The organism is Massilia sp. 9096, assembly GCF_000745265.1.
Taxonomy (GTDB): Bacteria; Pseudomonadota; Gammaproteobacteria; order Burkholderiales; family Burkholderiaceae_D; genus Telluria.
In genome coordinates this window covers 2,497,341-2,508,979 of the sequence record NZ_JQNN01000001.1, presented here as the reverse complement: position 1 = coordinate 2,508,979, position 11,639 = coordinate 2,497,341, and the positions used below count along the sequence as shown (strand labels likewise).

The 11,639-nt window shown below is 69.0% G+C and carries 9 protein-coding genes; 6 read left to right on the top strand and 3 right to left on the bottom strand.

Features of this window, described 5'->3' with window-relative positions:
- The first annotated feature begins 29 nt into the window (after positions 1–29).
- Genes FA90_RS10615 through FA90_RS10595 form a run of 5 tightly spaced genes read left to right on the top strand, consistent with a single transcriptional unit; the run spans position 30 to position 9,058 of the window.
- Positions 30–3,284 carry an efflux RND transporter permease subunit gene (locus FA90_RS10615; protein ID WP_081933779.1) on the top strand — a complete coding sequence of 1,085 codons (3,255 nt, stop codon included), beginning with the start codon at positions 30–32 and terminating at the stop codon, positions 3,282–3,284.
- On the top strand, positions 3,281–6,775 hold the full coding sequence (locus FA90_RS10610) for an efflux RND transporter permease subunit (protein WP_036168582.1): 3,495 nt from the start codon (positions 3,281–3,283) through the stop codon (positions 6,773–6,775). The genes FA90_RS10615 and FA90_RS10610 overlap by 4 nt, the downstream gene beginning before the upstream one ends.
- An 11-nt stretch (positions 6,776–6,786) precedes the next feature.
- Complete coding sequence (locus FA90_RS10605; protein ID WP_036175210.1) at positions 6,787–8,238, top strand: efflux transporter outer membrane subunit; 1,452 nt, start codon at positions 6,787–6,789, stop codon at positions 8,236–8,238.
- Positions 8,239–8,251: 13 nt separating this feature from the next.
- Positions 8,252–8,665 carry a hypothetical protein gene (locus tag FA90_RS10600; protein ID WP_036168581.1) on the top strand — a complete coding sequence of 138 codons (414 nt, stop codon included), beginning with the start codon at positions 8,252–8,254 and terminating at the stop codon, positions 8,663–8,665.
- Between the two features lie 45 nt (positions 8,666–8,710).
- A complete protein-coding gene (locus FA90_RS10595; protein ID WP_036168580.1) occupies positions 8,711–9,058 on the top strand; it encodes a hypothetical protein in 348 nt (115 codons plus the stop codon).
- 20 nt (positions 9,059–9,078) lie between these two features.
- Here FA90_RS10595 and FA90_RS10590 read toward each other — a convergent pair whose 3' ends face one another.
- The 3 genes from FA90_RS10590 to FA90_RS10580 form a co-directional block, all read right to left on the bottom strand.
- Entirely contained in the window at positions 9,079–10,434 is a 1,356-nt protein-coding gene (locus FA90_RS10590; RefSeq protein ID WP_051971696.1) for an MBL fold metallo-hydrolase, read from the bottom strand.
- Positions 10,435–10,444: 10 nt separating this feature from the next.
- The gene (locus tag FA90_RS10585) at positions 10,445–10,672 is read right to left on the bottom strand and encodes a hypothetical protein (RefSeq protein ID WP_036168579.1); all 228 of its coding nucleotides are present in this window, start codon (positions 10,670–10,672) and stop codon (positions 10,445–10,447) included.
- A 122-nt stretch (positions 10,673–10,794) separates the two neighbouring features.
- Complete coding sequence (locus tag FA90_RS10580) at positions 10,795–11,169, bottom strand: hypothetical protein (protein WP_051971695.1); 375 nt, start codon at positions 11,167–11,169, stop codon at positions 10,795–10,797.
- A 198-nt stretch (positions 11,170–11,367) separates the two neighbouring features.
- On the opposite strand from FA90_RS10580, the gene FA90_RS10575 reads away from it, so the two are divergent.
- Positions 11,368–11,613 (top strand): hypothetical protein, encoded by a 246-nt coding sequence (locus FA90_RS10575; protein WP_051971694.1) that lies wholly within the window; start codon positions 11,368–11,370, stop codon positions 11,611–11,613.
- Positions 11,614–11,639: the final 26 nt, after the last annotated feature.

Here is an 11,639-nt window from a genome sequence, read left to right as displayed (position 1 = left end):
ATCCTTCGTTCTAGCCGGGGTCGTATCGCATGAGTCCATCCGCACCATTCATCAAGCGCCCGGTCGCGACCGCGCTGCTGATGCTGGCGATCGTGCTGGCCGGCCTGGTCGGCTACAAGTTCCTGCCGCTGTCGGCGCTGCCCCAGGTCGACTTCCCGACCATCCAGGTGCAGACGCTGTACCCCGGCGCCAGCCCGGAAGTGATGTCGCGCACCGTGACCGCGCCGCTCGAGCGCCAGTTCGGCCAGATGGCCGGCCTGGCGCGCATGAGCTCGACCAGCGCCGCCGGCGTCTCGGTCGTCACGCTGCAGTTCGGCCTCGGCCAGTCGCTCGACGTGGCCGAGCAGGAAGTGCAGGCCGCGATCAATGCCGCCACTTCGCTGCTGCCGACCGACCTGCCGGCGCCGCCGGTGTACGCCAAGGTCAACCCGGCCGACGCGCCGGTGCTGACGCTGGCGATCACCTCGGACACGATGCCGCTGACCGAAGTCCAGAACATCGTCAACACCAACCTGGCGCTCAAGATCAGCCAGGTGACCGGCGTCGGCCTGGTCACGCTGCAGGGCGGCCAGCGCCCGGCGGTGCGCATCCAGGCCAATACCGAAGCGCTGGCCGCCAACGGCCTGGGCCTGGACACGCTGCGTTCGGCCATCACCGCCGCCAACGCCAACAGCGCCAAGGGCCAGTTCGACGGCCCGACGCGCGCCTACACCATCAACGCCAACGACCAGCTGCTGAGCGTCCCGGACTACCAGAACCTGATCGTCGCCTACCGCAACGGCGCGCCGGTGCGCCTGTCCGACGTCGCGCGCGTGGTCGACAGCGCCGAGAACGTCAAGCTGGGCGCCTGGGCCAACATGAAGCCGGCGATCATCCTGAACGTGCAGCGCCAGCCGGGCGCCAACGTGATCGCCACCGTCGACGCCATCAAGCAGCGCCTGCCCGACCTGCAGGCCAGCCTGCCGGCATCCGTCAGCCTGACCGTGCTGTCGGACCGCACCACAGGCATCCGCGCCTCGGTCGAGCACGTGCAGATCGAGCTGGTGCTGGCGGTGCTGCTGGTGGTGCTGGTGATCTTCGCCTTCCTGCACAGCGTGCGTGCGACCGTCATCGCCTCGCTCGCCGTGCCGATCTCGCTGGTCGGCACGTTCGGAGTGATGTACCTGCTCGGCTACTCGCTGAACAACCTGTCGCTGATGGCGCTGACCATCGCGACCGGCTTCGTGGTCGACGACGCCATCGTCATGATCGAGAACATCTCGCGCTACATCGAGGAAGGCGAAAAGCCGATGGCCGCGGCCCTGAAAGGCGCGACCCAGATCGGCTTCACCATCATCTCGCTGACGGTGTCGCTGATCGCGGTGCTGATCCCGCTGCTGTTCATGGGCGACGTGGTGGGCCGCCTGTTCCGCGAATTCGCGGTGACGCTGGCGATCACGATCCTGATCTCGGCGATCGTCTCGCTGACGCTGGTGCCGATGATGTCGGGACGCTGGCTGCGCGCCGAGGACCCGTCGCACCAGAGCGGTTTCGCGCGCCGCTTCCAGGGCTTCTTCGACTACGTCATCAAGCATTACGACCGCGGCCTGAACTGGGTGCTGGAACGCCAGGGATTGACCTTGCTGGTCGCGCTGGGCACGCTGGTGCTGACCGCGCTGCTGTGGACCTTCATCCCGAAGAGCCTGTTCCCGACCCAGGACACCGGCCAGCTGCAGGCGCGCATCGAAGCGCGCCAGTCGATCTCGTACGCCTCGATGGCCCAGCTGCAGCAAGCGGTCGCGCGCGAGATCCTGGCCGACCCGGACGTGCTGTCGCTGGCCTCGACCGTCGGCGTAGACGCGGCCAACAACACCATGCTCAACACCGGCTCGATGCTGATCAACCTGAAGGACAAGCACGGCGACCAGGACGAGCTGATGGACCGCCTGCGCCGCCGCGTCGCCCAGAACGTCGCCGGCGCCATCCTGTACCTGCAGCCGACCCAGGACCTGACCATCGACGCCGAGACCGGCCCGACCCAGTTCCGCCTGTCGATCGAAGGCGCCGACACCAAGACCGTGACCGAATGGGCCACCAGGCTGTCGCAGGCGATGGGCCGGCGCAAGGAACTGCGCAACGTGACCACCGATGCCGGCGCGACCGGCGCCGCGGCCTACGTCAACATCGACCGCGACAGCGCCTCGCGCGTGTCGGTCACCGCCTCGAACATCGACGACGCCCTGTACAGCGCGTTCGGCCAGCGCATCGTCTCGACCATCTTCACCGAGACCAACCAGTACCGCGTGATCCTGGAAGCGCAGTCGGACCCGCAGATGTCGCTCGACGCCCTGACCAACCTGCAGCTGCGCACCGGTTCGGGCGCCTCGACCCCGCTGTCGGCGATCGCCTCGATCACCGAGCAGGCCGCGCCGCTGCAGATCACCCACGTGGCGCAGTACCCGGCCACCACGATCGGCTTCGACACCGCCAAGGGCGTCAAGCTCGGCACCGCGGTCGCCGCGATCAAGGACGTGGCCCAGGAGATCCATCTGCCGGCCTCGGTGACGATGACCTTCCTGGGCGCGTCCGGCGCCTACCAGGCGTCGCTCACCAGCCAGCTGTGGCTGATCCTGGCGGCGGTGGTGTGCGTGTACATCGTGCTCGGCGTGCTGTACGAGAGCTACATCCACCCGCTGACCATCCTGTCGACGCTGCCGTCGGCCGGCGTCGGCGCGCTGCTCGCGCTGCTGGTCACCGGCCAGGGCCTGGGCGTGATCGGCATCATCGGCATCATCCTGCTGATCGGCATCGTCAAGAAGAACGCCATCATGATGATCGACTTCGCCATCGAGGCCGAGCGCGACGAAGGCAAGGACCCGCGCACCGCGATCCACCAGGCCGCGATGCTGCGCTTCCGCCCGATCATCATGACCACGCTGGCCGCACTGTTCGCCGCCATCCCGCTGATGTTCGGCTGGGGCGAGGGCGCCGAGCTGCGCCGGCCGTTGGGCCTGGCCATCTTCGGCGGCCTGATCGTCAGCCAGCTGCTCACGCTGTTCACCACGCCGGTGATCTACCTGGCGTTCGACCGCCTGGCGCGCCGCTGGGGCGGCGAAGCGCCGGCCAAGCCGGACGGTCCCGGCTCGGGTCCGGGCGACGACAAAGGACCCGGCGCCGGTCCGGGCACCGGCGGTGGCGCCAGGCCGCAGCACACGCCGCAACCGGCCGCGCTGCTGTCGCCGGCGCCGGCCAACGCGCCCGCGCATGCGCGCGCGCACGACGATCCGCAGGGGGCCGGCGCATGAACCTCTCGAAGCCCTTCGTCAACCGGCCGATCGCCACGGTCCTCCTGACCCTGGGGCTGGCGCTGGCCGGCATCGGCGCCTTTTTCGTGCTGCCGGTCTCGCCGCTGCCCCAGGTCGACTTCCCGGCGATCTCGGTCACCGCCAACCTGCCGGGCGGCAGCCCGGACACGATGGCCAGCTCGGTCGCCACGCCGCTCGAGCGGCGCCTGGCGGTGATCGCCGGCGTCAACGAGATCACCTCGCAAAGCGGCACCGGCCAGACCCGCATCAACCTGCAGTTCGACCTGAACCGCCAGATCGACGCCGCCGCGCGCGAAGTGCAGGCCGCGATCAACGCCTCGCGCGCCGACCTGCCGTCGACGCTGCGCCAGAACCCGACCTACCGCAAGGCCAACCCGTCGGATGCGCCGGTGATCATCCTGGCGCTGACGTCCAAGACGCGCAGCCCGGGCCAGATCTACGACGAGGTCTCGAACCTGGTGCAGCAAAAGCTGGCCCAGGTCAAGGGCGTGGGCGACGTCGAGATCGGCGGCGGCTCGCTGCCGGCGGTGCGCGTCGACCTGATCCCCTACCAGATGAACAACTACGGGGTCTCGGCCGAAGACATCCGCGCCGCGATCCAGGCCACCAATCCGAACCGCCCGAAAGGCGAGCTCGAAGGGCAGGGCCAGCGCCTGCAGATCTACTCGCAGGTCAACACCCCGACGGGCGGCCGCACCGCCGCCGATTACAAGGGCCTGGTGGTCGCCTGGCGCAACGGCGCCGCGGTGCGCCTGCAGGACATCGCCGAGGTCAGCGACGGGGTCGAGGACATCCACACGCTCGGCCTGTTCAACGGCCGCCCGGCGATCATCGTGCTGGTGACCAGCCAGCCGGGCGCCAACGTCATCGAGACCGTCGACGGCGTACGCGCGCTGCTGCCCCAGCTGCAGGCCCAGCTGCCGGAAGACGTCACCATGCGCGTGGCCTCGGACCGCACCAACTCGATCCGCGCCTCGCTGCGCGAGATCGAATTCACGCTGATGATCTCGATCGCGCTGGTGGTGCTGGTGGTCAGCGTGTTCCTGCGCAGCGTGCGCGCGACCGTGGTGCCGGCGGTGGCGACCGTGGTGTCGCTGCTGGGCACCTTCGGGGTGATGTACCTGCTCGGGTTCTCGTTGAATAACCTGTCGCTGATGGCGCTGACGGTGGCTACCGGCTTCGTGGTCGACGACGCCATCGTCGTGCTGGAAAACACCAGCCGCCACGTCGAAGAGGGCATGGACAAGGTCAAGGCGGCCCTGCTGGGCGCCCAGGAAGTCGGTTTCACGGTGCTGTCGATCAGCCTGTCGCTGATCGCAGTGTTCATCCCGCTGCTGTTCATGGGCGGCCAGGTCGGACGCCTGTTCCGCGAGTTCGCGGTGACGCTGTCGGTGGCCGTCATGATCTCGCTGGTGATCTCGCTGACCACCACGCCGATGCTGTGCGCCTTGCTGCTCAAGGGCGACAAGGAAGACCACAAGCACCAGCTCAAGCGCGAGCAGAGCCGCATCGGACGCTTTTTCGAGCGCGGCTTCAGCGTGGTCATGAAGAGCTACGAGCATGCGCTCGACTGGGCGCTGGACAGTAAACCGTTGGTGATGCTGATCCTGCTGTTCGTGGTCGGCCTGAACGTCTACCTGTTCGCGGCCGCGCCCAAGGGCTTCTTCCCGCAGCAGGACACCGGCCAGGTGGCGGGCGGCATGCGCGCCGACCAGAGCATCTCGTTCCAGGCGATGCAGGGCAAGCTGCGCCAGCTGGTCAACATCATCACCAGCGACCCGGCGGTCGACACCGTGGTCGGCTTCACCGGCGGTTCGCGCGCCGGCGGCGGCTTCATGTTCCTCAACCTGAAACCGGTGGGCGAGCGCGCCAAGGGCGAGAGCGGCCAGGCCGTGATCGCGCGCTTGCGGCCCAAGCTGGCCCACGTCACCGGGGTGCAGCTGTTCCTGAACCCGGTGCAGGACCTGCGCATGGGCGGACGCCAGAGCAACTCGACCTACCAGTACACGCTCAAGAGCGACAGCAGCGCCGACCTGAAGAAATGGGCGACGCGCCTGGCCGACGCCATGAAAGCGCAGAAGGGCTTGACCGACGTCGACACCGACCAGGCCGACAACGGCGTCGAAACCTACGTCGACATCGATACCGCCACCGCCGCGCGCCTGGGGATCAGCGCGCGCGACGTCGACAACGCGATGTACGACGCCTTCGGCCAGCGCCAGGTCGCCAACATCTACGATGAGCTGAACCAGTACCACGTGATCATGGGCGTAGCGCAGCGCTACGCGCAGTCGCCGAATGCGCTCAACGACGTCTACGTGCCGGTGTCCAGCGCCGGCGCCCCGGGCACCACCGGCACCACCTCCGGCACCGGCAGCGCGACCCAGGGCACCGGCGGCACCGGCACGAGCACGGCCAGCGGCGCCGGCTCGGTGACCAGCTCGGTGAGCGCCTCGGTGAGCACTTCAGCCAGCACCTCGGTGAGCAGCGGCAGCGCCGGCAGCGCCGCCCCGGCCACCCAGAACGCGGGCGGCGCCGGGGCCGGCAACGGCAGCGCGCTCGGCACGCTGGGCGCGGGCGCCGCATCGTCCGGCGGCGGCGGTTCACCGGGCAGCACCACCAACCTGACCGCGGCGCGCGACCCCTCGTCCGGCTCGGCGCTGTCGACCAGCGCCAAGACCATGGTGCCGTTGACCACGATGGCGCGCTTTTCGGAGCGCTCCACGCCCAGCTCGGTCAACCACCAGGACGGCGTGGTCGCCACCACCATCTCGTTCAACCTCGCGCCCGGCGTGTCGCTGTCGCAGGCCCAGGACCAGGTGCGCGCGGCCGAAGCCCAGATCGGCATGCCGACCAACGTGCGCGGCAGCTTCGAAGGCCAGGCCAAGCAGGCGCAGGAATCGAACCAGCAGCAGCCGCTGCTGATCCTGGCCGCGATCGTGGTCATCTACATCGTGCTGGGCATCCTGTACGAAAGCCTGGTGCACCCGTTGACCGTGCTGTCGACGCTGCCCTCGGCCGGCGTCGGCGCCGTGCTGGCGCTGCTGATGTTCCACATGGAGTTCTCGATCATCGCGCTGATCGGCATCTTCCTGCTGATCGGCATCGTCAAGAAGAACGCGATCCTGATCATCGACTTCGCGCTGGACGCCGAGCGCGCGCGCGGCCTGAGCGCCACCGAGGCCGTGCGCGAAGCCTGCCTGCTGCGCTTCCGCCCGATCCTGATGACGACGCTGGCCGCGGCGCTGGGCGCGCTGCCGCTGGCGATCGGCTTCGGCGAAGGCTCGGAGCTGCGCCAGCCGCTCGGCATCGCCATCATCGGCGGCCTGATCGCCAGCCAGCTGCTCACGCTGCTGACCACGCCGGTGGTCTACGTCTACCTCGACAAACTGCGCACCAAGAAGCCGGACGAGCACGAACTGGCGCGCCAGCCGGTCGAGCATCCGTCTTCGGTACCATCCCATTCATGAAAAAAAAGAGCATGCATAGCGTCACCGTCCGTCTCACTGCGATCGCCCTTGCCGCAGCCGCCTTCCTGTCCGGCTGCTCGTTCACGCCGGCCTATCACCGGCCCGACACGCCCGAGCCGCCCAAGTTCAAGGAGCTCGAGGGCTGGGTGCCGGCGGCGCCCGCCGACGCCCTCGAACGGGGTCCCTGGTGGACCCTGTTCGGCGACCCGGTCCTGAACGACCTGGCCGGCCAGGTGCAGGTCTCGAACCAGAACGTGGCCGCCGCGGTGGCCGCCTACGCGCAGGCACGCGCGCTGGTGGCCGAGCAGCGCGCCGAGCTGTGGCCGAGCGCGACGCTGAGCCTGTCGGGCGACCGCAGCGGCACCAAGGCCGGCAACAGCAGCACCACCGTGACCAGCAACGGCACAGTGATCGGCGGCGGCGGACGCGGCAACATCGCCAACAACTACCGCCTGCAGCTGGGCGGCAGCTGGGAGCCGGACGTCTGGGGCCGCCTGCGCGCCGGCGTCAACGCGGCCCAGTTCAACGCCCAGGCCAGCGCCGCCGACCTCGCCGCGGCCACGCTGTCGGCCCAGGGCGAGCTGGCCGCCGACTACGTCTCGCTGCGCTCGATCGACGCCCAGCGCGACCTGCTGCGCGCCTCGATCGAAGGCTACCAGCGCGTGCTGAAGTACACCCAGAACCGCTACGACGTCGGCATCGCGCCGCACTCGGACGTCTACCAGGCCCAGACCACGCTGTCCAACGCCCAGGCCGACGAAGTCCAGCTGGCCAACCAGCGCGCCCAGCTCGAGCACGCGATCGCGGTCCTGATCGGCAAGGCCCCGGCCGACGTCACCATCGCCCCGGCCAAGTGGGCGCCGACGGTGCCGGACGTGCCGGTCGGCGTGCCCTCGCTGCTGCTGCAGCGCCGCCCCGACATCGCCGGCGCCGAGCGCCGCGTGGCCGCCGCCAACGAGCAGATCGGCATCGCCCGCTCGGCCTACTTCCCGAGCGTCAACCTGAGCGGCAGCTACGGCACCTCGGGCAGCGTGGTGAGCGATTTGTTCCGCGCCTCGAACGCGGCCTGGACCTACGGCCTGTCCGCGGCCCAGACCGCGATCAACTTCGGCGCGCTGCGCGCCGCGGTCGAGTCGACCCGCGCGGCCCAGGACGAAGCCGCCGCGCGCTACCGCCAGACCGTGCTCACGGCCTTCGCCGACGTCGAGGACCAGCTGTCCGCGACCCGCATCCTGGTCCAGCAGCAGGAGCTGCAGCGCCAGGCTTCCGAAGCCGCCGACAAGGTCGAGGAGCAGGTGCTCAACCGCTACAAGGCCGGCCAGGTCGACTACTCGCAGGTGGTGCAGGCCCAGGTCACGGCCTTGAGCGCGCGCCGTGCGCTGGTGCAGACCCAGGGCTCGCGCCAGTCGACGGCCGTCGCGCTGATCCAGTCGCTGGGAGGCGGCTGGCACGCAGAGCAGTAAATTGGGAGCGGGCATGCCCTGGTGGGTGATCCCGTACGTGGCCGGCACGCTGGCGCTGACGGGGTGGGGGCATCGCCATGCGCTGCGTACGCCGCTGCGGCGACTCGGTCCGGCGGCGGCGCTGGCCTGGATCGACCTGCTCGGCGCGCTGGCGCTGGCCTTGCCGGGGCTGGCCTACTGGGGCCTGGACATCGTCGGCCTTGCGGGGCGCACGACGCTGGCCGTGCTGCTGGCGGTTGGCGTGGCGCTGGTGCTGGCGCATGCCGCGCTGAGCCTCTGGCGCACCTGGCGCGATCCGCGCCTGTCGCGCAGGCGGAGGTGGATCATCGGGGGACTGGTGATTGCGATGGCCTTGCTGGGCAATGGGCTGGACGCGTGGTGGGGCGCGCAGGCGCTGGCGGACGCGCAGGCGCACGCGCACGCGTAGGCGCGCGCGTAAGCAGGCCCGCCGCCACGGTGGTATGCTCGAACCATGACTACCGATTCCGATATTGAATTGTCCGGCCCCTTCCAGGCCAAGGACAGCAGCGGCCTTACCCTCGACGTCAAGGCAATCCGTATCTTCGACGAGGGCTACGGCATCATCGACGTCTATGTCGAGTTCGCGCGCCAGCTCGACCCCGGCGCCTACAAGGACAGCGTGCTGGTGCGCCAGATCGTCGACCGCCTGCGCGCGCTCGGCTACAAGGGGCCGGATTTCGGCCACAGCGATCCGGGCCTGCAGGAAGCCAAGCTGATCGTGCTCGAGGCGCCCGAGGAATTCGCGGCCTTCGCCAAGAGCCGCGGCTGGAAGAACCTGGCCGAGGATTTCGACGAGTGATCTGACCGCAGCGGGGCGCTTCAGCGCGCCAGCAGCCGCCGCAGCTGGGCTTGCTGGTAAGCGCCGAAGCCTTCGCTGAACAGGGCGCGGATCAGCGGGTCGTCGATCACGTCGGCCTGCACCAGCTCGCGCTCCGTCGCGGCATCGAACTCGGCGTCGTTGACGCGCAGGTACATCGACGTCAAGGATTCGCCCAGTTCGAGGGCGGCGTACAGCTTGGCGGCGGGGACCTCGGTGCTCCAGCCGAGCGGGCCGTCGTCCTCCATGGCGGGCGTCGCGGCGCCGTCCTCGAGCCGGTAGCGCCATCGGGTGCACGCGCCGGCGTGGTCGTAGATCGACAATTGCCAGATGCGCGGACGCTCGAAATAATCGCTCGCCGCTTCGGTGTCGGCGTAGCGCTCGGGCAGGCCGGTGCGGCAAAAGTCCAGCACGCGCGCCCACTGGGCCGCCGTCAGCGCGGGAAAATGGCGCGCGATTTCCGACGTCGGCGGCGCATCCGCATTGCCCTCGTAGACGTAGTCGACGTTCTGTGGACCCACCGGCATCACCCACGGCAGCGGCGGCGCCGGGCGCAGCATCTCGGCACCCAGCGCGGCATCGAGCGTCACCGACACCGACGGGTCCAGGCGCACCACGCGCGCGTCCGGCAGCGCCGCCGCCACCTCGCGCGTGAAATGCGCATACGAGATCGGGAAGAAGGCGCGGTTGTACCATGACCAGGGTTCGAGCGCGAACTGGCAGGAACTCGGCACGACGCAGCGCGGCGCCAGCGCGCGCAGCTGGTCCAGCCACTCCTGCGGCAGCGCCGGCGGCGCAGGCTCGGAGCGGGTCGGCGCCAGCACCTCGAGCTCGCGCATGGTCTGGAACGGCCACAGCACCAGGTCCCACGGCTTTTGCGCCACCAGGCAGGCCAGCGTCGCATCGTCGATCCAGGAATCGACCACGTTCAGCACGTTCAGGCCGGCGGCGCGGACCTGGAACATCGAGTCGACCTCGGCATCCATCGCTTCGCGCGGCGTGACTTCGAACGGGCCGATCCGCACCGGCGCGTTCAAATGAAGGCGCTGCACGTCGGTGAAGCCGAGCCGGCCCAGCATGTCGAACAATTCGTCGAAGATGCAGTAGAGGTAGAGCGGTGTCGCGCGGTCCAGCAGGTCGAGGCTGTCGAGCGAGCAGTGGTCGTCGTGGAAGTGCGAGATGAAGACCGCGTCGAAGCGCTGGCGCCGGATCGCCGCCTCGTCGAAACGCACGCTCGGGAAGGCGTGCAAGTTGCGGCTGAACGGGTTTTCGAAGATGGTGTCGAAGGCGATGCGCACGCCTTCGCAGTCGAACACGTAGCCCGCGTGCAGGATGCGCGATACCGTCAGGGACGACACGTGCGGTCCCCTAGTCGAGGCGCTTGAGGCGCTGCCCGAGGATGCCCCAGCGGCAATCGGCGCCATCGAGATGCGCGCACAAGGCCCAGCCGGTGCCGATCTTCTCGACCGTGACCGGCGTCTCGATTTCCTTGGCGAGCTTCTCGGCCCACACGCCGGCGCCGCCCCGCCCCTTGAACAATTCCTTGCCCTCGTAGATGACAGTGGCGTCGAATACGGGCATGGCGAATATGGTCATTGCTTCCTCTGGTGTGATGCGCTGCGGTGCGCCGGGCCGCTATCGTATCACCGTGGGCGCATGGCGCGGCAAAGGCGCCGACGCCATGCGCCCGCGAGGATCAAGCGACGATCACGCCAGGGTCACGATTTTGCAGCGCAGGACTTGCCGCCCACGCCATGGAAGCCCTTGGACTTGGCATCGGCTTCGCTCAGGTATTCGCCCTTCTTGGTCTTGCCGTAGTACTTGTCGCCCTCGCAGTGGTAGACCTTGCTGGACGTGTTGACCCAGACCTTGCCGTCGCCGCCGCCGGCAGCCTGGGCGACCGGTGCGCTCTTGGCCTTGGCGGATGCCCCGGATGTGGCGGATGCGCCGGACGAGGCGGACGACTTGGCGGCAGCGGCCGGGCTGCTCGTGCCGGACGGGGCGAGCGGGTTCGGGACGGTGGTGGTCTGAGCAAACACCGGCGCCGCTGCGAGGATCATCAGGCCGATCAGTACGGAAGCTTTTTTCATCATGGTTACCTCGTGGTTTCCTTCTAGTGAACACGAAACGGACGTGCATGTGCAGCTAACGTGCCGGACCGGCAAGCGTTGACCGCGCACGCCATGTTTGGGGCTCGCTGAGCATTACCATCTTGTAAGGTTCGGCGCGGCCCGCCTGAGCCGGTGGCATGATCGTTCTTACAACACATCACCGACTCAAGGAGGAGCACCATGAACAAGAAACTGCAATTCGTGATCGCCGCGGCACTGTTGACGATCGGCGGCGTCGCCAACGCCGGATGCGGCAAGGGCGCGGCGGTGGGCGCCGTCGCCGGCCACGTCGCCGGCAAGCATGCCGTTGCCGGCGCCGCCGTGGGCTGCGCGATCGGCCATCACAGCGCCAAGAAGAAGGCGGCCGCCGCGAATGCCGCGGCAGCCCCGGCGCCGGCGAACGGCGCCGCGGCGCCGACCAAGTAAGGCCTGCCGCCCCGGCGGTGTCATGA

Excerpts from the sequence above, each read along its gene's own strand:
- FA90_RS10615 (WP_081933779.1), top strand. The coding sequence starts at position 30 with ATGAGTCCATCCGCACCATTCATCAAGCGCCCGGTCGCGACCGCGCTG.
- FA90_RS10610 (WP_036168582.1), top strand. The coding sequence starts at position 3,281 with ATGAACCTCTCGAAGCCCTTCGTCAACCGGCCGATCGCCACGGTCCTC.
- FA90_RS10605 (WP_036175210.1), top strand. The coding sequence starts at position 6,787 with ATGCATAGCGTCACCGTCCGTCTCACTGCGATCGCCCTTGCCGCAGCC.
- FA90_RS10600 (WP_036168581.1), top strand. The coding sequence starts at position 8,252 with ATGCCCTGGTGGGTGATCCCGTACGTGGCCGGCACGCTGGCGCTGACG.
- FA90_RS10595 (WP_036168580.1), top strand. The coding sequence starts at position 8,711 with ATGACTACCGATTCCGATATTGAATTGTCCGGCCCCTTCCAGGCCAAG.
- FA90_RS10585 (WP_036168579.1), bottom strand. The coding sequence starts at position 10,672 with ATGACCATATTCGCCATGCCCGTATTCGACGCCACTGTCATCTACGAG.
- FA90_RS10580 (WP_051971695.1), bottom strand. The coding sequence starts at position 11,169 with ATGATGAAAAAAGCTTCCGTACTGATCGGCCTGATGATCCTCGCAGCG.
- FA90_RS10575 (WP_051971694.1), top strand. The coding sequence starts at position 11,368 with ATGAACAAGAAACTGCAATTCGTGATCGCCGCGGCACTGTTGACGATC.